Here is a 21,094-nt window from a genome sequence, read left to right on the forward strand (position 1 = left end):
TTTAAATTAAAAGCGCCTTTTTACGCGGTAAAACTGCATATTTGCTAAGTTACTAAAATCATTACAGCATTGAATTTCGCATCATTTATAGCGGGCCGTATTTCATTTAGATCTAAACGTACATTTTCAAAGTTGATTGTACGCATAGCGATAGTTGGCATTATGCTGGGGCTTGGCGTTATGATATTGTCGATGGCTATTATCCGCGGGTTTAAAAACGAGATCAAGGAAAAAGTCCGCGGGTTTGATGGGGATATCAAAGTCGTGAAATACGACCTTAATAGCTCATACGAAAACTCTCCTTTTATAAAGGCTGATACATTTGAAAGCCTGGCCAAAAAAAGCGGAGCTATCAGGCATATCATGCCCTTTGCTACCAAGCCCGGTATTATTAAAGCACATAACGAAATTGAAGGCGTAGTGCTTAAAGGTGTTGACAGCGCCTATCAATGGGATTTTTTAAAGGCCAATCTTGCTGCGGGTACGGTAATTGATTTTTCTGATACCACACGAGCCAAAACACAATTAATGATATCGCAAACTATAGCCAACCGGCTAAAGCTTAAAGTTGGTGATGCTTTAATAATGTACTTTGTGCAGGAACCATTGCGCCGCAGGTCGTTTAGGGTTGTAGGTATTTTTGACACCAGTATTGAAGAGATCGATAAAACTTATGTTATTGGCGATATCTCACTGATAAAACGGTTAAATAATTGGGAGCCCGACGAGATTGGCGGCTATGAATTACGGGTTGCAGATTTTGATCAGCTTGATCATGCTACCAATGTGGTTAATGACGCGTTGCCACCACGACTTAGATTGACTACCGTATTTGAAAATTTCCCCTTAATATTTGAGTGGTTACCCTTGTTAGATGTAAATGCCCGGGTAATGCTTGTTTTGATGCTGGCTGTTGCTGTCATTAACATGATATCGGCCTTGCTAATAATGATATTGGAGCGCACCGCAATGATAGGCATACTAAAAGCCATGGGCGCCAAAAACTGGACGATACAAAAAGTGTTTTTGTACAATGCTTCTTACCTGATTGGTTTAGGGTTACTGCTTGGAAATATATTCGGATTGGGATTAAGCCTGATCCAGTATAAAACACATTTTTTTAAACTGGATGCCGAGTCATATTACATGACGTTTGTACCTATACAACTTAAGCTGGCCGATGTGGTATTGTTAAATATTGGAACTATGATTATCTGTTTGCTGGTATTGATTATTCCGTCTATGCTGGTATCCAGGATCTCGCCGGTAAAAGCCATCCAGTATAAATAACAAGCCGGTAATTATAAATAAATACCGGCCATTAACCGGGTTATGGTTAGTTTATTTTTTTTAAGGTATAAATACATCTTAATGTATCCGTTGTCCCACCACTGCTTATTTTTAAGAGGGTGCCATCATAAATATAAGTGTAGAAGCCCGATAAATGCGTTTTTTTAGCCGAATATTTAACCGGGTAGGTAACATCATCAAACGACATGTTTACAAAATCTTCGCTAAAGCTTCCATAACTGCCCGCATGTGCCGTAGTGGTATCGCCTGTTACAGCAAAACCAGTATTGGTTGATAGCACCAGCTTTAACACGGCCCTGGTAGTATCATATTTATAAGTCATACGGTTTTTATGGATACGGGCAAATTCGCCGGTAAATGTACCTAACGGGTATCCCAGATTATTAGGATCGAAAGCCGGGTCTCTATAACTCTTAACACAACCGGTTATAACAACCAGCAGCAAGGTTAATAAATAAATGACTTTACTTTTCATGTTAAGTTTAGAGTTGTGCACAACTCAATTGTTCTATTTTATATTTTTTGCCTCATTCCAAAACACATCCATTTCGGCCAGGCTCATGTTTTGTAATTGGTTACCGCTTTCGGCGGCTTTACTTTCAAGGTATTGAAACCGTTTTATAAACTTGTGGTTAGTTTTCTCTAACGCATCCTCGGGGTTTATATTAATAAACCTTGCATAATTTATCAAGGAGAACAACAGGTCGCCAAACTCGCCCTCTGCCTTTTCATGATCTATATTTGCTTCGTCCTCGGCATTAAACTCGTTTTTAAACTCTTGCAGTTCCTCTTCAACTTTTGCCCACACCTGGCTTTTTTCTTCCCAGTCAAACCCCACACCGCGGGCTTTTTCCTGGATGCGCGATGCTTTTACCAACGCCGGTAATGAGGCGGGTACGCCACCTAAAACAGATTTATTGCCTTCTTTTAGCTTTATCTGCTCCCAGTTGCGCTTAACATCGTTCTCGTCATTAACCTCAACATCGCTGTAAATATGCGGATGGCGGTTAATTAACTTATCGCATATACTGTTAAGTACGTCGGTAATATTAAAATGGTTGCCTTCGGACGCTATCCTGGCATAAAAAACCAGGTGCAGCATAATATCACCCAATTCCTTCTTTATTTCGGTCATATCGGCGCTTAATATCGAGTCGGATAATTCATAAACTTCTTCAATAGTTAAGTGCCTTAAACTTTCAAGCGTTTGCTTTTTATCCCAGGGGCAATTTAAACGCAGATCGTCCATGATGGTTAATAAACGTTCGAAAGCTGAAGCGGGGTTATGGGCGGAAACAGGCGGAGTTAAGGGCATAGTTTTTTTTCGTAAAAATAAGGTTCAGCACCCATATTACCCCGACTATTACTGCCGATTTTTAGAAAACTTAGCAAAAACCTAACATAAAATTAATTATGTACTGTTAACTTAGCATCTACATCCAATACCAAACCATATGATCAGGAAAATTTACGCTTCGCTGCTTGCCATAATATTATTTAATGCGCCGGGTTATGCCCAAAGTTTAAACAACGGAGCGGATGCTTCATTAACGCAGCCACAGCCATTTTTATTTACTGTGAGTACGCTTAATCCTTCTGGACGCAGCTGGAGCTTAAACTACTCGGGCGGATATGGTGAGCGGACTGTTACCCCGTTAGGCTATAATGGTGTCGACCAAAACTTCGCTGTTAAAGGCTATTTAGGTTCAAAAATTACCATGCTGGTTTCGGCGGGTATTGGTTTTGGTAAAGATGGCCAGGTGAGCAGTTTACAGCAAGCAGAGTTTTTGCGCGATTTTATAGGCGGAAATTTGCCAACAGATTTACGGATAGGCGCCAGCCTGGGCTTTAGGCGCGAGTTTGACAATAGCAAAGTAGCCCTGACACGCATTACAGCGGCGTATGATAAACTTAACTGGAAACTGGGTGCCAATGTCAGGTTTGAAAAAGCATTTGTAACCGGCAGGGATGGTATAGATGTTATCAGCAGCATAGGTGTGCACCGCAAGATCAGCAACCAATTTTTTGGCGGTATAGAAGCTGTAGGGCAGGACCTTGAAGGTTTTTGGGAGACCGATGAAGCCGAAGGCGGAGCGAGATTATTGATAGGCCCATCATTAAATTATGCGCCGGTTAGCTCGCGTTTATCATTCACTTTATGTGGCGGGCCAATAATTTACGCTACCCGCAGTTCATCAACCACCGTAGCATTTCCGGTGCGCGAGCTGCCGGCTACAAACGGTTTTACCATGAAGTTTAACGTGGGATTTAAATTTTAACGGCCCGCAACATTTCGCGCTTACCTGCCGCGCCGGGTATTTTTTGTATTTGTAAGCCCAGGCCTTTTAACATGCGTTTCAGGTTGCCGGTAATAGCATAAGTAACAAATATACCACCGGTTTTTAAAAAGCTAACGGTATGGCCAATAGCCTCCTCGTTCCACATTTCGGGTTGATGGGCAGCCGCGAATGCATCAAAATAGATAACGTCAAATCGTTCATCAGACGTGAAATTCATAAGTTCGCACCCGGCTATTTGCAGTTTGCAGTAAGGGTTTAATACTGTGGCTTTCATTAAAGCCGATTGATAATTATTTAGTAACGACGCCCACGTTTCCGCAGTTGTATATTTGTCATATCCCGTACTTCCCATTAATTCATCAGTTAACGGATAGGCCTCGATGCCGGTATAGTTGAGTTCGATTTTGTTAACGGTACAAAAATCAGCGGTCAATAAAAAGTTAAGGCCGGTACCGAAGCCTACTTCTAATACAGCTACTTGTTTTGCAGGGCTGTTATCCAGGAAATATTGCAGCCCCGCGTTTAAAAACACATGCCGGCTCTCCTGCAACGCGCCATTTATTGAATGGTAATTCTCGCCAACCTGCGGATTGTAAATGGTGTTAGAGCCGTCGGCGGTTTTTACAAGCTCAAGCATAATTAATGAGATAAGCCAAAGTCAGTAATAGCTTCACTCAGGTCATAAACCGGGGTCGAGCTTATCCTGCCTGCTATAATACTTGTAGCCGCTGCCGACCGGTAGCCTGCCGCGCAATGCACCACAATAGGGCGCCCGGTCGGGATCTCATGTAACCGGTTACGTAATTCGGGCAGGGGGATGGTTAATGCGTTTTCAAAGATCTTCCCTTCGCTAATTTCGCTCCGGTTGCGCACATCAATTATTGTATAGCTATTTGGCGATGTTTTAAAAGCATCAAGGTCAATAACCGCCGAAGTGTGATTAGCATTTAAAGGCGTTAACAAGGCAGCTTTAATGTTTTGCTCGTAACCTATTTTGGCGGCTTTTTTTATAACGATAGCCAGCGCCCCATCGGTAGCAGCTATTAAATAAAATTGCTCATGGGGCTCAATAATTGATCCTAACCAGGTTTCAAATTTGCCGCCATCCTGCAGGTTAATAGCGCCTTTTAAGTGGCCGGCTATAAACTCTTCTTTGGTGCGTGTGTCAATAACAATAATGCCTTTTTCTAAATCGACATTGCCTTTCGTAACCCTGGCAACACTTTGTTTAAATGCCGGCGCGCCGTTTTTATTCAGGTCTACATCAAAGCCAAAATAATGCGGTACAAAGGGTTGATCAGTAGTTATTATTTTAACAAATTCATCCTCGCGGGTAATTTGCAGGGCATAGTTGTCGCGCAGCTCGCGGCCTATGGTACTGTCAAGGTCGGGGCTCATGTTTTTACCGCAAAGCGATCCGGGGCCATGTGCCGGGTAAACCGTAACATGGTGCGGCAGCTGCATCAACTTGTCGCGAAGCGAATGAAACATTTGCCTGGCCAGCTCTTCTTTTTTGGCGGTAATGTTACCCGCATTTTCGCGCAGATCGGGCCTGCCTACATCTCCAACAAATAAAGTATCACCGGTAAAAAGCGCCTGGTCGTTGCCATCCTCATCCTGCAATAAAATACAAATAGAATCAGGCGAATGGCCGGGGGTGTTGATAGCTTTGAGTTTGATGTCGGCTAAATGAATAATATCGCCATCGTCAAAACTTTCGTGTGGATAAGCGGCTCCAACCAGTTTACTGCAATATATAATCGCACCGGTAGTTTCATGGATCTCTAAATGCGAACTTACAAAATCGGCATGCGGGTGCGTTTCAATTACACCTACTATATCGGCCTCGTGCAGTTGCGCAAAATCATAATAACTCTGCGGGTCGCGGCTTGGGTCAATCACTATCATCTTTGCATCGCGTATTATGGCGTATGATGCGTGGGCCAAACCTGTATCGTAAAATTGATGAATGATCATTAAGGGCAAAGATAGTTATTAGTATGGAGTGAAAAAGCAGGGAGCTTAGTAAAGACCGAAAGATGACAGTGATAGTTTAACGTACTTAATTGCACACATTATAGCGATGGAAAGTACATTTACTGTATCAGCTGTGTCAGGTACGGGTGAAACAGCTGATACAGCTGATACACCTGATACACTGCATAATTATCGCCGGCAAATAACTTAAATAACAAAGCCTACCCTAAATTACTAAGGCAGGCTTTGTTGGATAATTAATCAAGGTTATTACCAAACCCTAATTCTATCCTCAGGTTTTTTATACAATTTATCGCCGGGTTGAACATTAAACGCTTTGTACCAGGCATCAATATTAGTTAATGCTGCGAAAGAACGGTAACGCTCTGGCGAATGCGGATCTACCAGCACCAACTGCGCAGCAGTTTCTGGTCGTGATGAGCTTCTCCATACCTGGGCAAAGCCAAGGAAGAAACGCTGATCTGGCGTAAAGCCATCGATCTTAACAGTTGATTTTCCTTGTTTAGTTTTCTTAAAGGCTTCGTAAGCAACGTTTACCCCGCCAAGGTCGGCAAGGTTTTCGCCTAAAGTTAAACGGCCGTTTACATGCAACGAATCGTTTACTGTGTAGGCGTTAAACTGCTCAACTACTCTATCGGCACGGGCTTTAAATTTATCAGCATCGGCTTTGGTCCACCAATCATGCAATGAACCGTCAAAATCCGACTGGCGGCCCTGGTCATCAAAACCATGTGTCATTTCGTGGCCTATTACGGCGCCAATACCGCCGTAATTTACAGCGTCATCAGCATCAAAATCAAAGAATGGGTAACGTAAAATGCCTGCCGGGAAAGTGATCTCGTTTTTAGTAGAGCTGTAGTTAGCATTTACCGTTGGCGGGGTCATATTAAAGCGGGTTTTGTCCACCGGCTTGCCTAACTGGCTCATGTTAAAATTATATTTCCATTGGCCAATGCGGCGCAGGTTACCTATGTAATCGTTGCGCTCTATAACCAGGCCGTTGTAGGTTTCCCATTTATCAGCATAACCAATTTTAACGCTGAAAGCGGCCAATTTTTTAAGCGCGTGCGCTTTGGTTTCGTCACTCATCCAGTCAAGGCGTTTAATACGGTCGCCCAAAACGCCTTTCAGGTTATTTACCAGGTTTATCATATAGGTTTTAGCCTGTGGTTTAAAGTATTTGGCAACATATAGCTGGCCCAATAATTCGCCCAAGCCCTGATCAATGGTCGATCCCATGCGCTCATAGCGTGGTGTTTGTACTTTTTGACCGCTTAACACGCTGTTAAAATCAAATGATGCTCTGACGAACGGCGAGCTTAATGAATTGGCCGATCCTTTTAAAATTCCCCAAATTAAATAAGTTTTTAAGTCATCTACATTAGTTGTTCCAACAACATCGTCTTCGGCTTTGAAGAAGTTAGGGTTGTCAATAATTACACTGTCTTGTCCCGGAGCTTTCAACTGTGGCAACATGGTTATCCAGTTAAAGTGTGGGGTGAGGTGTTTAAAATCAACCACCAACATTTTATTATAACGCTTATTTGCGTCGCGCATTTCAACACGGCTTAATTGTGCTTTAGCCAGTTTGGCCTCGATGGCAAAAATTGCATTAGCATTTTTTACTCCGTCTTTGGTATCTGTACCGGTTAACGAGAACAAATTAACAATGTACTGCTTGTAAGCATTCTGAATTTTTACAGTACGCGCATCATCCTTTAAATAATAATCGCGATCGGGCAGGGTAGTACCGCCTTGCGAGAAATATACGGCATTAACATTTGGGTGCTTTGAATCGGCGCTTACACCAAAACCAAAAAACGGCGAACCTATAGCATGACTACGCTCATAAGTTGCTTCGGCAACTACATCATCAGTATTGCGGATCTTTGCAATACGTTCAAGGTCCGCTTTGATCGGGTCATAACCGCGGTTTTCTATAGTAACGGTATCCATGCCACTGGCATACATATCGCCAACGCGCTGTGTTACGCTGCCCTTTAATCCGGGGTTTTTACTGGCATCCTTAAGGATGCTAACCACATGGTCGGTATTTTCCTGGCTAATAATGCTGAAAGATCCCCAACGGGTTGCTTTGGCCGGGATAGGGTTGTTTTTTATCCAGTTGCCGTTGGCATATTCAAAAAAATCGTCGCCCGGTTTAACAGACAAATCCATGTTTGCAGGGTCGATAAATTTACGCGGCGGTTTTGGCTTTGGTTTGTCAATAACAAAAGCGCTGGCGGCAAGGCATACACCCCCCGCCATAATTAAATGAGCGAATTTTATTTTCATGAGAATAATTGAGTTCAGTTAGTGCAATGATAAATAAAATTAAGTAATTGTTAAATGTGCGAAAATCACTTATTGATTTTTGTGGATAATTAACGCTGCGGTGCGCATTAATCTGCAAACTTTTAATCCAAAACGCTATTTTTGCATCCTTATGAGTATTGCTAAAACATATTTGCCTAAAGAAGCCGAAGAGAGATGGTATAAGTACTGGTTAGATAATAACTTTTTCAGATCGGTACCCGACGAACGCGAACCCTACACTATTGTAATACCGCCCCCTAACGTTACCGGGGTATTGCACATGGGCCATATGCTTAACAATACTATCCAGGATGTGCTGATCCGCCGTGCGCGTATGCAAGGCAAAAATGCCTGCTGGGTGCCGGGTACAGATCATGCCAGTATAGCTACCGAAGCTAAGGTTGTAGCCATGCTTAAAGAACGCGGCATCAGCAAAAAAGACCTTACCCGCCCCGAGTTTTTAGATTACGCCTGGGAGTGGAAAGAAAAATATGGCGGCATTATTTTAGAGCAGCTTAAAAAATTGGGCGCCTCATGCGATTGGGAGCGTACCAAGTTTACCATGGACGATAATTTATCAGAAGCGGTAATTGATACGTTTATCCACCTGTATAAAAAAGGGTTGATCTATCGTGGTATCCGCATGGTAAACTGGGACCCGCAAGGTAAAACCGCGGTGAGCGATGAGGAAGTAATCCGTAAAGAAGTAAATCAGAAACTATATTATATAAATTATAACGTAGTACCCGACGAATTGTCGATGTTAAGCGAGAGCAGGGCTACTCACCATTCTCCGCTTAGTTCGCGATTCCTTACCATTGCTACTACCAGACCTGAAACAATCATGGCCGATGCGGCAATTTGTATCAACCCTAACGACGAGCGATACCTTCACCTGCATGGCCGCAAAGTATTTATCCCGCTAATAAACCGCGAGATACCGGTGATACTGGATGAGTATGTAGAAATGGATTTTGGTACCGGCTGTTTAAAGGTTACCCCCGCGCATGATCTGAATGATTACGAGCTGGGTATTAAACATAACCTGCCGGTTATTGATATTTTAAATGATGACGGCACGCTAAACGCCAAAGCCGAAATTTTAGTAGGCGAGGACCGCTTTGCCGCGCGTAAAAAGATCGCATTGATGCTGGAAGAAGCCGGCGCATTGGATAAAGTGGAAGAATATAAATCGCAGGTGGGTTTTAGCGAGCGTACCAACGCAGTTATTGAGCCCAAGCTATCTATGCAATGGTTTTGCAAGATGGACGAAATGGCTAAGCCTGCGCTGGATTATGTATTGAACGGCGAGATCAAACTGATCCCCGAAAAATTCATCAATACCTATCGCCACTGGATGGAGAACGTGAAGGATTGGTGCATCAGTCGCCAATTATGGTGGGGGCAGCAAATACCGGCTTACTATTTACCAAACGGTCAATATGTAATTGCAAAAACTATTGAGGAGGCATTGGAACAAGGGCGGGCACTAACTCAAAACCCACAACTCACTACGCAAGACTTGACTCAGGAAGAAGATGTAGTTGATACCTGGTTCTCATCATGGTTATGGCCAATATCTGTATTTGATGGATTTAAAGATCCGGATAATGCCGATATCAACTACTATTATCCAACAAACGATTTGGTTACAGCACCCGAGATCTTGTTTTTCTGGGTGGCGAGGATGATCATGGCCGGGCACGAGTTTAGGGGCCAGGTGCCGTTTAAAAATGTTTATTTAACAGGGATTGTTCGCGATAAGCAGGGGCGCAAAATGTCAAAATCATTAGGCAACTCGCCCGACCCGTTGGACCTGATAAAAAAGTATGGTGCCGATGGTGTAAGGGTAGGCATGCTGTTAAGCTCGCCGGCCGGTAACGATTTGATGTTTGATGAAAGCTATTGCTTACAGGGCCGTAATTTTTATAACAAGGTTTGGAACGCTTTCCTGCTGGTAAAAGGCTGGGAGGTTAATGATAGCTTGCCCAATCCTAACAGCGTTGCAATTAACTGGTTTGATAGCAGGTTTAACCAGGCATTAATAGAGATAGCCGACGATTTCTCTCAATATCGTTTATCAGAGGCTTTAATGGCTACCTATAAACTGGTATGGGATGATTTCTGCTCGTGGTACCTTGAAATGATAAAACCCGTTTACCTGCAGCCTATTGACAGGGAAACTTATACCAAAACCATTGCTTTCTTCGAAAATATATTGAAGATACTGCATCCGTTTATGCCTTTTATTACTGAAGAACTATGGCATGATGAGCTTTTTGGACAGCGTGATATGCTTGATAGCTGCATCGTTGCCCAATTACCAACTAATGGGGAAATTAATTCCCATATATTAACGGATGTGGAAAGTGTAAAACAAATTATAACCCAGATTAGAAATATCCGCAGCAGTAAAGGCATGTCGCCTAAAGAGGTTTTGCCGCTTTCTGTTAAAGCAAATTCCGGCATCGATTATTTGTTGTATAAAGCAATATTAACCAAACTGGCAAACCTTAGCGGGTTGAATTTGGTAGTTGATAAAGTAGCAGGAGCAAACAGTTTTTTAGTATTAACGGATGAGTTTTACGTGCCTTTGAACGAGAATATCGATGTTGGGGTCGAAACGGAAAGACTGCAAAAAGAGAAAGACTATTTAATAGGATTTCTAAAGTCGGTTAACGCCAAGCTTACCAATGAACGCTTTATGAGCAACGCCAAACCTGAAATAATTGAGGCCGAGCAAAAAAAGAGAACAGACGCGGAAGCAAAACTAAAGATCATAGAAGAGGGGATATCGGGATTGGCAAACTAATTGCATAGTGTGAGTGTGCTATCTTTGAGATTATAAATTAACAGGTTAGGTAACAATAATCAGCAATTTATAATCCCATTCGTTAGCTCATCGCTAAACAATTGGTTATGAACAAAAACGTAAACGTTTTTAATTTCTCTATTCGCAGGGTACTATGTGATGATCTGTCAATTCTTGATAATGCACGTTTACGTTTATTATATTATGGCTTAGCGCTTTCTTTCTGCACTTTGTTTGTATTGTTTGCAGATATACTTTATCAGCAGCACTCCATACTAAGTTATACAACCGGGGCATTATTTTTAACATCGGCTATACTGTTTAAATGGCTTACTTACAGGCCCCGGTGGATCCTGATGTCACACATTATTCTGGTCGTGGGCACCCTGGTAAATCTTATTGATGCTTACATAGCCATACAGGATGTAGACATAGTTACCATAGAGGTTGTAATAACGATATTGCTTTTTAGCTTTTATATGCTGGGGCAAAAAATTGGATTAATTTATTCGTTGATAAATATTGTACCGGTAGTACTACTGGCGGTATTAAAGTATAATAACAATTACATCATTAATTTAAGGCCTGAGAAGGTAGACGACACAACCAGGATCATAAGCACATTTGCCTGTTTTATATTAATTGCTTTTATCCACAGCCATTTTTATAATGCCTTTATTAAAAGCATAAAAGACTTAAAAGAAACCAGCGCTAAACAAAGCGGCCTTACTGCCGAATTTGAATACGCGATGGAGAAGGCTCAAAAATCGTCCGAAGCGAAATCAGAGTTCCTGTCAACCATGTCGCACGAGATCAGGACCCCGCTTAATGCTGTAATAGGTATGAGTAATTTGCTGATAGCCGGTAACCCAAGGCCTGATCAGCGCGAAAACCTGGAAGTGTTAAAATTTTCGGCAGGTAACTTGTTATCTATTGTTAATGACGTATTAGATTTTAACAAGATCGAAGCGGGCAAACTGGTGTTCGAAAACACCAAGTTTAACATTGTTGAGCTAATGCAAAATATTTGCGGAGGCCTGATGATGACGGCGCAAACTAAAGGGTTGTTGTTTAAATTGGATGTGGATAGCTTATTAAGCAGGAAGCTATTGTTTGGCGACCCTACCCGGATGACACAGATTATATTTAACCTGGTAAGCAACGCAATTAAATTTACCGCGCAGGGCAACATAGCTGTTAAAGCCACTTGTATTGAAGACAGGCATAACCGCGTAACCATAAACTTCTCCGTTAAAGATACCGGGATAGGTATAGAGCAAAACCGCCTGAATATGATTTTTGAACCTTTTATACAAGAGTCTATCAGTACTACCCGCCAGTATGGTGGCACAGGCCTGGGCCTGGCCATTGTTAAACGTTTGCTGGAATTACAAGGGCTAAAAATAAAAGTAAGCAGCACGCCGGGCGTTGGGTCAGAGTTCTCGTTTAATATGGAATTCCCGGTATCAACAGAAGTTTTTGAGCCGGCCAATATCGATCAGCCACAGCATGTGATAGAAAATAGCGAAACCTTAAGTGCTATACGTATGCTTATTGCCGAAGATAACCCGGTGAATGTTATGCTGATGAAGAAGCTGCTGTCTAAATGGAACATTGTACCATCTATCGCCGAAAACGGTGAGCGCGCGGTAGAACTGGTGCAGTATGGCAACTTCGATATCATCCTGATGGACCTGCAAATGCCTGTAATGAATGGGTTTGATGCCGCAAAAGAGATCCGGAAAATGCCCAATCCGCAAAAATCAGGGATCCCTATCATCGCTTTAACTGCTTCTGCGCTGTTTGATATCAGGGAGCGTGTGCAGGAATCGGGTATGAATGATTACGTGTCTAAACCATTTAAACCTAACGAGTTGTTCGAGAAGATCCAGAACCTGGTAGGCAAATCATCAACAGCACCCAAAATTAACTTTTTTGATAGCCCGGTAGTTCCTCTATAAAATTGTAACTATTTTGCCCGAAGTTGATACGGCAGTAAAAATGCTGCAGGCCGTTAGTTACGGCTAATAACTCTATTTTATGTACGATGTTATAACGCGCTATCTGGTCAAATACTTTCTGATCAATAAGTACTGACGGCGCTTTACACTCCACCAATAAAATTTTATCACCTGCCGAATTAAAACAAATGATGTCCGATCGTTTTTGTTTGCCGTGCAGTTTATGCCCGCCTTCCAGCTTCAACAAACTTTTTGGATAATGTTTTTGATTGATAAGGTACTGAACAAAATGTTGGCGCACCCACTCTTCGGGTGTCAGGATGATGTTCCGTTTCCGGATCTCGTCAAATAAACTTAGCTGCCCGTTCTCGTCGGTTATTTTAAAAGGATGAGGGGGTAAGTTTAAGGGTTGCAGCATTGGGGTAAGTTAAAAGTCGAAATTAGTGATTAGAGGTTAGAGATTAGTGATTAGTTTTAAAAAACTATATAAAAACCTTTTGCACTGATTTTTACAGAACTGACAGGCACTAATCTCTAACCTCTAATCAACTAATCACCAAAATTATTTTACTTTTGACTTAATGAGCGCTGCCGATATAATTAAGGATCTAAAAAACCGCAAATACAAACCTGTTTACCTTTTGCATGGGGAAGAGCCCTATTTTATAGACTTAGTGGGCAACCATATAGAGCATCAATTGCTATCAGATGCAGAGAAGGGATTTAACCAAACCGTGCTGTACGGGAAGGATACCGATATCATGACCGTACTAAACGCCGCCAAGCGTTATCCCATGATGGCCGATTACCAGTTGGTATTGGTAAAAGAAGCGCAGGAAATGAAATGGGGCAGTGAGAGTGATGATAAGAAAAGCATTAACCCGTTATTAAGCTATTTGGATAACCCGCTGCCAAGCACCATACTGGTGTTTTGCTATAAATACGGCAAGTTTGATAAGCGTAAAAAGACTTATAAAGCAATAGAAAAAAATGGGCTGGTGTTTGAGTCGGCGGCATTGTATGATAGCAAGATACCTGCCTGGATCGAAGGCTACTTAACCGAAAAAAACTATAAAATTAACCAGCAGGCATCATTAATGCTGGCCGAGTACTTAGGCAACGACCTGTCCAAAATTGTTAATGAGGTTGATAAGCTGATGCTGAATGTACCGGCAGGGCAGGAGGTCACCCTTAAGCATATCCATGATAACATCGGCATAAGCAAAGAGTACAATGTATTTGAGCTGCAAACTGCCCTGGGCCGCAAAGACGCTTTGAAGGTTAACCAGATCATTAATTACTTTGAGGCCAATCCCAAAGCAAACCCGATAGTACTGGTATTAGGCAACCTGAATAATTTTTTCACCAAAGTGCTCATCTATCATTACTCCAAAGATAAATCACAACAAAACCTGGCGAGAGAATTAGGTATCAGTCCGTTTTTTGTGAAGGATTATGAAGCCGCCGCACGTAGTTACCCTTATGGCAAAACCATGCAGATAATAAGCTACCTGCGCGAGTATGACGTAAAAAGCAAGGGTGTGGAATCAAACACAGACCATGGCGGGTTAATGAAGGAATTGATGTTTAAGATATTGCATTAATGGTAGAGCGCCCCAATATTTTGGTTATCTGCGGCAAAAATAAACGCCGCAGCCGCACGGCCGAGTATATGTTTAAAAACGATCCGCGCTTTAATATCCGATCGGCAGGGCTAAGCCCAAAAAGCGACCGGAAAATTTCCGAGAACGATCTGAACTGGGCCAACCTGGTATTGGTTATGGAAACAGACCATCGGGCAAAGATCAAAGAGATATACAGACATTTTCAATTACCTAAAATTGAAGTGTTGAATATTCCTGATGAATATGAATATCTTGACGAGGAACTCATTCAGATAATAAACGAAAAGACCAACGATATCCTGAAGCTGAAATACAACTTGTAAATACTGCCTCGTTTTGATAGCTTTACCGCATAACAACACAATCACAATGAACTATTGGTTAGTAAAATCAGAGCCGCATAAATATAGTTGGGAAAAATTTAACCAGGATGGCCGCACTTTTTGGGATGGTGTGCGCAACTACCAGGCACGTAATAACTTACGCGAAATGAAGGAAGGCGACCTGGTTTTATTTTATCATAGCAACGAAGGTAAAGAGGTAGTGGGCATAGCTAAAATTGTTAAAGAATCGTACCAGGACCCAACTACTACCGACCCTAACTGGCTGGTGGTCGAGCTGTCGCCGGTTGAGACACTGAAGAACCCGGTTACCCTGGCAACTATAAAAGCCGACGAGCGCCTTAAAGATATTGGCCTGGTGCGCCAGGGCCGCCTTTCGGTAATAGGCCTTAAGCGCGAAGAGTTTGACCGTATTGTTGAACTGGGCAGTTAAACCGCGACTTATGAATAGCCGGTTATCCTTACTTATTTTGTTGCTGATACCGGTCAGCTTAAAGGCGCAATCGCTGTTTAAAGGGTTTGATAATCTATTTACAACCCCTAAAAGCTATAGTGTTAATTACGTAAAAGTACCGCCAATTATTGATGGCGATATCAACGATGGTGTATGGCAGCAAGCCAGCTGGACCGATAACTTCCGTGATATTGAAGGCGACCTAAAGCGTGAGCCCAAACTGCAAACCAATGTTAAAATGCTTTGGGGCGACACCTGCCTGTACATAGCCGCCAAAATTATGGATCCGCATGTTTGGGCCAATATTAAGCAGCATGATGAGATCGTGTTTTTTGATAACGACTTCGAAGTATTCATCGACCCAAACAATACCACCCACCAATATTTCGAGCTGGAATTTAACGCGCTGAATACGGTGTTCGATCTGTTTTTAAATAAGCCTTACCGTAACGAGGGCAGCGCCATGTTTGGCTGGAACGCGCAAGGGTTGCGGTCGGCGGTAAAAGTGCATGGCACGCTTAATAACGCGGCTGATGCTGACAAGGGCTGGACGATAGAGCTAGCTATCCCGTATCGTGCCATCAGCATCGGTAACAATATCCAAACACCTACGGATGGTACCACCTGGCGTATCAACTTTTCGCGGGTTGAGTGGGATACGCAGGTAGCCGGCGGCAAATACATTAAACTAAAAGATACCAGGGGCCGCAACCTGCCCGAGCATAATTGGGTATGGTCGCCGCAAGGAGTTATCAATATGCACTATCCCGAGCGTTGGGGTTATCTGCACTTTATAAAATCAGCAGATAATAAAGCCCAATTTACAATCCCGCTTACCGAAGAGCAAAGAAAGTATTTATGGCTGATCTATTACCAGGAAAAGAAATGGTTTGATGAGCACCACACCTATAATGCCGATTTGAAATTGTTTAATATGGCTAACGAAATTACCATTAACGGGCATCCTGCCCTAATTAAATTAGAGGCCACCATGCACCAGTTTATGGCGATAATTACCGATAATACCAATCATGTCACCCTAAGCATAAACCAGGACGGCTTAGTTAACACGGTAAAATAAATCAGATTTATTTGATAGAGTTATTAGCTCCTCCAAAAAACAAAGCCTTCAGCTCAGTAGCATCATCAGCTTTCATTTTGCCGCCTAAAACCAGGCGCAATTGGCGGCGGCGCAAGGCGCCATTGTACAATTCGGTTTCGTCAGCAGTTTCAGGTTTCAATTCGGGTACTTCTACTTTAGTACCTTCATTATCCAACGCTACAAACGTATAATAAGCCTCGTTACTTTTAACCAGCGTGCCCGATGGGATGTTCTGTGCCCAAACATCCAGCCGTACTTCTACAGACGTGGTAAAGGCCCTGGTAATCTTAGCTTCAATAGTTACCACATCGCCCAGTTTGATGGCGTGTTTAAACGATACATTATCAACAGAAGCGGTTACCACAATGCGGTTGCAATGTTTTTGTGCCGATATAGCGGCTGCAATATCCATCCAGTGCAGTAAGCGCCCGCCCATTAAATTGTTTAAGGTATTGGTATCATTGGGTAGTACCAACTCATTCATTATTGTAAGTGATTCTTTTGGAAATTTGGCAGTCATCAGTTTGCGTTTAGCGTAAATATACATTTTAAGTATAAATTTTGGCCTATAATATTGCCCAAATGCCGTAAATGCCTTAGCTTTAGCCAAACTGATTTCATGATGAAAAAAATAGCTGCACAACTAACGTGCGTGGCGCTTTTGCTAATAAGCGCATTCCCTTATGCCGTACAGGCACAACAAAAAACAGAATATACTAACCTTAGCGATGCCCTGTTTGCCGGCGGCAAGCTTGGCGGCAAACGTGGCCCTGCAAGTGTTAACTGGATAAACGGCGGGCAAAAATATTCATACCTGGCCGGCGAGGAAGTTCGCTCGATGGAGCCCGCTACTTTAAAAGACGAACTGCTATTTACCAAAAAGGGGCTTACCTTTCCGGGTACTAAAAAAACGTTTGATTATGAGTCTTTCCAATTCTCGCATGATTTTAAGAACCTGGTTTTTAAATCAGATTTCAGGCCCATATACCGCAAATCGGGTATAGCCAATTATTATGTTTACAACCTGCAAACCAAACAACTAAAAGCAGCTGCTAAAGATGCACGTACCGCCGAATTATCGCCTGATGGCAAAAAAGTAGGTATTGAGCGTAAAGGCAATATGTTTGTTTATGATTTTGCTACCGGTAAAGAAAAACAACTAACCAACGACGCGACCGGCGAGAACGTCATTTTTAATGGTCATTATGATTGGGTTTACGAAGAAGAATTTGGCCAGCCACAAGCCTGGAACTGGTCGCCGGATAATAAGTACATAGCTTACTGGCAATTTGACGAGCGCAAGGTGCCTAATTTTGAAATGACCAATTTTGAGGGCCATCACAGCGAAACGGTAAACTTTCATGTACCGTTGGTAGGCGATGAAAACGCTAAGGTTAAAATTGGCGTAGCCGATGTAACTACCGGCAAAAAGGTTTGGTTCAAACCTGATGAAACCGGCGATTTTTATATCCCGCGCATCTATTGGACAAGCACCCCAAATGTATTAGCAGTGATGACGCTTAACCGCGAGCAGAACCACATGAAGCTGTATTTCTTCAACGTAAAAACCGGCGAACATCATGTTGTTTTAGAAGAAGAGAATACCAGCTGGGTTGCCATATTTGATTTTTATACTGATGTAAATGACATGGTTTACTTCCCTAAAGATTCGAAAGAGTTTTTTTGGGTGTCTGATCGCTCAGGCTATTACCATATCTATCGTTATAGCTATGATGGTAAGCTGATAAACCAGGTTACCAAAGGCGATTGGGACCTGATTAAGGTTACCGGTATTGATCCTAAAACACAAAGCATTTACTATTTGTCGGCCGAATCATCGGGCATGGCGCAGGAATTTTATACGATCAAATTTGATGGCACCGATAAGAAAAAGCTGAGTACTATTGATGGTTTCCACACCATTAATATGTCGCCGGATACCAAGTATTATATAGACAGGTACAGCAACATAAAAACACCTGCGCATGTAGGTTTATATGATAACAGCGGCAAAGAGTTAAAACTACTGGAGGATAACGCGGCTGTTTCTGCCTTTATTAAAACACATGCTTACAGCGCACCGGAGCTGTTTAAAGTTAAAACCAGCGACGGCGTTATTTTGGATGCGTATATGATCAAACCGTTTGATTTTGATTCGTCAAAAAAATATCCCGTCGTATTTACCGTGTATGGTGGCCCGGAATCGCATTCTATTTATAACCAGTTTTCGGCAAATAGCTGGCAGCAATGGTTGGCCCAAAACGGGTATATCGTTGTCGACGTTAATAACCGAGGGATCTCTAACTATGGCAGCAAATTTTTAAAGATAGGCTACAAGCAATTAGGTAAATATGAAAGCCGCGATTTTGCCGAGACGGCAATATACCTAAACAGCCTTCCTTATGTTGACAAAGGTAACATGGCCATAATGGGTACCAGTTACGGTGGTTATGCTACACTTTACACATTACTTACCTATCCGGGTGTATTTAAGGCAGGTATGGCAAATTCGGCAGTAACCGATTGGCGCTTGTATGATAATATTTATACAGAGCGCTATATGGGCCTTGCCAAAGAAAATGCTGCCGGTTATGACAAAAGCTCTACCATCCCGCTTGCTAAGAACCTGCAGGATCATTTATTATATATCCACTCCATGAGTGATGATAATGTGCACCCCGCTAACACCATGCAGATGCTTACCGCGTTTGCCGAGGCAGGTAAGGATGTTGACCTCAGGATCTATCCTAAAGGCGCACACGGCGCGGCTTACGACCTGGCAAGCTATGTGCTTATACAAACGTTAAATTTTCAATACCTGGAGAAGTATTTAAAAGGAAAGAATGATCTGGTTAACATAAATGCTAAGAAGTAAAAAAACATATCAAAGTCAAAATGAATGTTTAAACATCTATTTATAGACAATCTTCTTACCTTTGCTTAAATATTTTAAAACAATAAAAAAAAAATGAAAAAGATCATTTCTATTTTAGCAGTAGCATTACTGACTATAACTGCCGTTTCTGCACAATCTACCTGGAAAGTAGACAAGAATCACTCAAAACTTACTTTCACTATTACGCACCTTGCAGTGTCGGACGTTGAAGGTTTATTTAAAGATTTTGATGTTACCGTTGTAGCCACCAAACCTGATTTTAGCGATGCTAAATTTACTTTGGTTGCGCAAACAGCTACAATTAATACCGAAATTGAAAAACGCGATAATCACCTTAAAAGCCCAGACTTTTTTGATATAGCTAAATACCCAACTATGAATTTTGTTAGCACCGGCATAACCAAAGGCCCAGGCGCTAACCGGTATAAAGTAACAGGTAATTTAACCTTACATGGCGTAACCAAACCAGTTACAATGGACCTATGGTACCGTGGTACTATAGCCGGCCAGGGCGGTAAAGAAGTTGCCGGTTTCCAGTTAACAGGCGAAATAAAACGTTCTGACTTTAGCTTCGGCTCAAAATTTACCTCGCCAATGTTAAGCGACGAAGTACAAATAAAAGCTAATGGCGAGTTTTCTAAAAGCTAATTAGTCATTAGTAGAATTTTTAGCTATACAAGTTGATCAAAAAAGGCGGTGAGTTTCAATACTCATCGCCTTTTTATTCGATGCGGCTCAACCTAATCTCAAACCCCTAATTAATTAATCTCTCATTATTATACCGCACAAACGTAACCGATTTGCCAATAAACTTAAAGTGCCAATAGCCGGTAACTTTAAGCGATCCATCTTTTGTCATACTTACAGACGCGTCCCAGAAACTCCCCTTGGTGGCATCGTATATTCGCCCATTCTCCCAACTGTTTGACTTTGCATTGTAAGTAAGATCTGTCAGAATATTAATGCCTACGAGCTTGCGACCGCGCAGGTCGGGGTTGGGGTTATGTTTGTCAGTCCATTCATCCATTGCTTTACTGGTATCTTTATTTTTGAACCAAAGTGTACGCCCTTTAAAAGTGTTACCATCGCGATAAACCTGAACCAGATAATCCTTATGGACTGATATCCATTTGCCGCAAATGGCATTAGGGTCGTTACCATCATTGGGTAAGGCGGATGATCCCGTTAGGAAAAAAACAAGTAAAAACTTAAACATTAACAGGTTATGCAGCATTATATACGTGTTCGTTAATTGAAATTAGCTTATGGCTATATTATAAGTTAATAATAACTAATTTTATTGCGGGTTGTTTCGATGCTCAAACCTAATACTAAAAAATGAAAAAGATATTATTTGTTATGCTATTGATGATGGGTGCGGGCAGATTTGCTTTTGCCGATACAGTTACCATTAAGCAATTTGTAATAAAAGAAAACCCTTTTGCCGATAGCGAAGTGGCTATAGTAGCGGTGGACACAGCCGGTAACGTACAGGAAAAAGTTGAAGGTATGTTTGCTTTCACTATAAATGGTTTCCAGGAGCAGATGAAGTTTGAAAAAGGGACAGCCTTTTATCGGCATAAGCTGGAGAAGTCGGCCTTTTTTTATGTGAAACATGTTAATAACGATGGCTTGCACTCCATGCTTTACTATATTTATAAACAGGATGGCAAGCTGCGCCCCATGCATATAAGTTGGGTGCTGCTGGTAATTATACCCTTGGCTTTAGTTTTATTGGGCTATATGTTTAAGCGATTTATTATCATCGCCATAGTTATCTTCTGTATTTTCCTATACTTTAACCATCATAACGGCTTAACCATGCCAACCTTCTTCGAGAGTATATTTGATGGGTTGAGGGGATTGTTTTAGGTCGGAGATTAGAGATTAGAGATTAGAGATTAGAGATTAGAGATTAGAGATTAGAGATTAGAGATTAGAGATTAGAGATTAGAGATTAGAGATTAGAGATTAGAGA

19 protein-coding genes are annotated in these 21,094 nt (G+C 42.0%); 11 read left to right on the forward strand and 8 right to left on the reverse strand.

The window, feature by feature from the left end:
* The first annotated feature begins 69 nt into the window (after nucleotides 1-69).
* Nucleotides 70-1,290 (forward strand): ABC transporter permease, encoded by a 1,221-nt coding sequence (locus ABIB50_RS11490; RefSeq protein ID WP_429379861.1) that lies wholly within the window; start codon nucleotides 70-72, stop codon nucleotides 1,288-1,290.
* Nucleotides 1,291-1,336: 46 nt separating this feature from the next.
* Here the strand turns inward: ABIB50_RS11490 and ABIB50_RS11495 are convergent, their stop codons facing one another.
* Together ABIB50_RS11495 and mazG are read right to left on the reverse strand one after the other, a co-directional pair.
* Nucleotides 1,337-1,786: a hypothetical protein gene (locus ABIB50_RS11495; RefSeq protein WP_429379862.1), complete on the reverse strand. Its 450-nt coding sequence runs from the start codon at nucleotides 1,784-1,786 to the stop codon at nucleotides 1,337-1,339.
* Between the two features lie 33 nt (nucleotides 1,787-1,819).
* Nucleotides 1,820-2,626, reverse strand: a complete 807-nt coding sequence (mazG, locus tag ABIB50_RS11500; RefSeq protein WP_429379863.1) for a nucleoside triphosphate pyrophosphohydrolase — start codon at nucleotides 2,624-2,626, stop codon at nucleotides 1,820-1,822.
* 139 nt (nucleotides 2,627-2,765) lie between these two features.
* On the opposite strand from mazG, the gene ABIB50_RS11505 reads away from it, so the two are divergent.
* Complete coding sequence (locus ABIB50_RS11505) at nucleotides 2,766-3,590, forward strand: hypothetical protein (RefSeq protein ID WP_429379864.1); 825 nt, start codon at nucleotides 2,766-2,768, stop codon at nucleotides 3,588-3,590.
* Here ABIB50_RS11505 and mnmD read toward each other — a convergent pair.
* The 3 genes from mnmD to ABIB50_RS11520 all read right to left on the reverse strand — a co-directional run bounded on the left by mnmD (nucleotide 3,580) and on the right by ABIB50_RS11520 (nucleotide 7,904).
* A complete protein-coding gene (gene mnmD / locus ABIB50_RS11510) occupies nucleotides 3,580-4,248 on the reverse strand; it encodes a tRNA (5-methylaminomethyl-2-thiouridine)(34)-methyltransferase MnmD (RefSeq protein ID WP_429379865.1) in 669 nt (222 codons plus the stop codon). The genes ABIB50_RS11505 and mnmD overlap by 11 nt on opposite strands.
* Nucleotides 4,249-4,250: 2 nt before the next feature.
* Nucleotides 4,251-5,588, reverse strand: coding sequence for an MBL fold metallo-hydrolase (locus ABIB50_RS11515; RefSeq protein ID WP_429379866.1), 1,338 nt, complete (start codon nucleotides 5,586-5,588; stop codon nucleotides 4,251-4,253).
* 270 nt (nucleotides 5,589-5,858) lie between these two features.
* Entirely contained in the window at nucleotides 5,859-7,904 is a 2,046-nt protein-coding gene (locus ABIB50_RS11520) for a M13 family metallopeptidase (protein WP_429379867.1), read from the reverse strand.
* Nucleotides 7,905-8,055: 151 nt separating this feature from the next.
* Between ABIB50_RS11520 and ABIB50_RS11525 the strand changes: the two genes are divergently transcribed.
* Nucleotides 8,056-10,737 (forward strand): valine--tRNA ligase, encoded by a 2,682-nt coding sequence (locus ABIB50_RS11525; protein WP_429379868.1) that lies wholly within the window; start codon nucleotides 8,056-8,058, stop codon nucleotides 10,735-10,737.
* Between the two features lie 107 nt (nucleotides 10,738-10,844).
* Nucleotides 10,845-12,698, forward strand: a complete 1,854-nt coding sequence (locus ABIB50_RS11530; RefSeq protein ID WP_429379869.1) for an ATP-binding protein — start codon at nucleotides 10,845-10,847, stop codon at nucleotides 12,696-12,698.
* Here the strand turns inward: ABIB50_RS11530 and ABIB50_RS11535 are convergent.
* Nucleotides 12,664-13,116 carry a type I restriction enzyme HsdR N-terminal domain-containing protein gene (locus tag ABIB50_RS11535; RefSeq protein ID WP_429379870.1) on the reverse strand — a complete coding sequence of 151 codons (453 nt, stop codon included), beginning with the start codon at nucleotides 13,114-13,116 and terminating at the stop codon, nucleotides 12,664-12,666. The genes ABIB50_RS11530 and ABIB50_RS11535 overlap by 35 nt on opposite strands.
* Nucleotides 13,117-13,279: 163 nt before the next feature.
* Here ABIB50_RS11535 and holA point away from each other — a divergent pair, with 163 nt between their 5' ends.
* The 4 genes from holA to ABIB50_RS11555 are packed head-to-tail and all read left to right on the forward strand — an operon-like array spanning nucleotide 13,280 to nucleotide 16,199.
* Nucleotides 13,280-14,302: a DNA polymerase III subunit delta gene (gene holA / locus ABIB50_RS11540; protein WP_429379871.1), complete on the forward strand. Its 1,023-nt coding sequence runs from the start codon at nucleotides 13,280-13,282 to the stop codon at nucleotides 14,300-14,302.
* Nucleotides 14,302-14,646: a protein tyrosine phosphatase gene (locus tag ABIB50_RS11545; RefSeq protein ID WP_429379872.1), complete on the forward strand. Its 345-nt coding sequence runs from the start codon at nucleotides 14,302-14,304 to the stop codon at nucleotides 14,644-14,646. Before holA ends, ABIB50_RS11545 begins: the two co-directional genes overlap by 1 nt.
* Before the next feature lie 46 nt (nucleotides 14,647-14,692).
* Complete coding sequence (locus tag ABIB50_RS11550; RefSeq protein WP_429379873.1) at nucleotides 14,693-15,097, forward strand: EVE domain-containing protein; 405 nt, start codon at nucleotides 14,693-14,695, stop codon at nucleotides 15,095-15,097.
* 10 nt (nucleotides 15,098-15,107) lie between these two features.
* On the forward strand, nucleotides 15,108-16,199 hold the full coding sequence (locus ABIB50_RS11555) for a carbohydrate-binding family 9-like protein (RefSeq protein WP_429379874.1): 1,092 nt from the start codon (nucleotides 15,108-15,110) through the stop codon (nucleotides 16,197-16,199).
* 7 nt (nucleotides 16,200-16,206) lie between these two features.
* Here ABIB50_RS11555 and ABIB50_RS11560 read toward each other — a convergent pair whose 3' ends face one another.
* Entirely contained in the window at nucleotides 16,207-16,740 is a 534-nt protein-coding gene (locus ABIB50_RS11560; protein WP_429379875.1) for an acyl-CoA thioesterase, read from the reverse strand.
* Between the two features lie 99 nt (nucleotides 16,741-16,839).
* On the opposite strand from ABIB50_RS11560, the gene ABIB50_RS11565 reads away from it, so the two are divergent.
* Both ABIB50_RS11565 and ABIB50_RS11570 read left to right on the forward strand, forming a co-directional pair.
* Entirely contained in the window at nucleotides 16,840-19,095 is a 2,256-nt protein-coding gene (locus ABIB50_RS11565; RefSeq protein WP_429379876.1) for a S9 family peptidase, read from the forward strand.
* 93 nt (nucleotides 19,096-19,188) lie between these two features.
* Nucleotides 19,189-19,764, forward strand: a complete 576-nt coding sequence (locus ABIB50_RS11570) for a YceI family protein (protein ID WP_429379877.1) — start codon at nucleotides 19,189-19,191, stop codon at nucleotides 19,762-19,764.
* A gap of 106 nt (nucleotides 19,765-19,870) precedes the next feature.
* Here the strand turns inward: ABIB50_RS11570 and ABIB50_RS11575 are convergent, their stop codons facing one another.
* On the reverse strand, nucleotides 19,871-20,332 hold the full coding sequence (locus tag ABIB50_RS11575; RefSeq protein WP_429379878.1) for a DUF2147 domain-containing protein: 462 nt from the start codon (nucleotides 20,330-20,332) through the stop codon (nucleotides 19,871-19,873).
* 122 nt (nucleotides 20,333-20,454) lie between these two features.
* On the opposite strand from ABIB50_RS11575, the gene ABIB50_RS11580 reads away from it, so the two are divergent.
* A complete protein-coding gene (locus tag ABIB50_RS11580; protein WP_429379879.1) occupies nucleotides 20,455-20,988 on the forward strand; it encodes a hypothetical protein in 534 nt (177 codons plus the stop codon).
* The last annotated feature ends 106 nt before the right edge of the window (nucleotides 20,989-21,094 follow it).

The sequence above is a fragment of the Mucilaginibacter sp. UYCu711 genome, from assembly GCF_050433825.1.
Classification (GTDB): domain Bacteria; phylum Bacteroidota; class Bacteroidia; order Sphingobacteriales; family Sphingobacteriaceae; genus Mucilaginibacter.

What these genes read in the sequence shown, in the direction of transcription:
- ABIB50_RS11495 (WP_429379862.1), bottom strand. Translation starts at nt 1,786, where the DNA reads ATGAAAAGTAAAGTCATTTATTTATTAACCTTGCTGCTGGTTGTTATA.
- mazG (WP_429379863.1), bottom strand. Translation starts at nt 2,626, where the DNA reads ATGCCCTTAACTCCGCCTGTTTCCGCCCATAACCCCGCTTCAGCTTTC.
- ABIB50_RS11505 (WP_429379864.1), top strand. Translation starts at nt 2,766, where the DNA reads ATGATCAGGAAAATTTACGCTTCGCTGCTTGCCATAATATTATTTAAT.
- mnmD (WP_429379865.1), bottom strand. Translation starts at nt 4,248, where the DNA reads ATGCTTGAGCTTGTAAAAACCGCCGACGGCTCTAACACCATTTACAAT.
- ABIB50_RS11515 (WP_429379866.1), bottom strand. Translation starts at nt 5,588, where the DNA reads ATGATCATTCATCAATTTTACGATACAGGTTTGGCCCACGCATCATAC.
- ABIB50_RS11520 (WP_429379867.1), bottom strand. Translation starts at nt 7,904, where the DNA reads ATGAAAATAAAATTCGCTCATTTAATTATGGCGGGGGGTGTATGCCTT.
- ABIB50_RS11525 (WP_429379868.1), top strand. Translation starts at nt 8,056, where the DNA reads ATGAGTATTGCTAAAACATATTTGCCTAAAGAAGCCGAAGAGAGATGG.
- ABIB50_RS11530 (WP_429379869.1), top strand. Translation starts at nt 10,845, where the DNA reads ATGAACAAAAACGTAAACGTTTTTAATTTCTCTATTCGCAGGGTACTA.
- ABIB50_RS11535 (WP_429379870.1), bottom strand. Translation starts at nt 13,116, where the DNA reads ATGCTGCAACCCTTAAACTTACCCCCTCATCCTTTTAAAATAACCGAC.
- holA (WP_429379871.1), top strand. Translation starts at nt 13,280, where the DNA reads ATGAGCGCTGCCGATATAATTAAGGATCTAAAAAACCGCAAATACAAA.
- ABIB50_RS11545 (WP_429379872.1), top strand. Translation starts at nt 14,302, where the DNA reads ATGGTAGAGCGCCCCAATATTTTGGTTATCTGCGGCAAAAATAAACGC.
- ABIB50_RS11550 (WP_429379873.1), top strand. Translation starts at nt 14,693, where the DNA reads ATGAACTATTGGTTAGTAAAATCAGAGCCGCATAAATATAGTTGGGAA.
- ABIB50_RS11555 (WP_429379874.1), top strand. Translation starts at nt 15,108, where the DNA reads ATGAATAGCCGGTTATCCTTACTTATTTTGTTGCTGATACCGGTCAGC.
- ABIB50_RS11560 (WP_429379875.1), bottom strand. Translation starts at nt 16,740, where the DNA reads ATGACTGCCAAATTTCCAAAAGAATCACTTACAATAATGAATGAGTTG.
- ABIB50_RS11565 (WP_429379876.1), top strand. Translation starts at nt 16,840, where the DNA reads ATGATGAAAAAAATAGCTGCACAACTAACGTGCGTGGCGCTTTTGCTA.
- ABIB50_RS11570 (WP_429379877.1), top strand. Translation starts at nt 19,189, where the DNA reads ATGAAAAAGATCATTTCTATTTTAGCAGTAGCATTACTGACTATAACT.
- ABIB50_RS11575 (WP_429379878.1), bottom strand. Translation starts at nt 20,332, where the DNA reads ATGTTTAAGTTTTTACTTGTTTTTTTCCTAACGGGATCATCCGCCTTA.
- ABIB50_RS11580 (WP_429379879.1), top strand. Translation starts at nt 20,455, where the DNA reads ATGAAAAAGATATTATTTGTTATGCTATTGATGATGGGTGCGGGCAGA.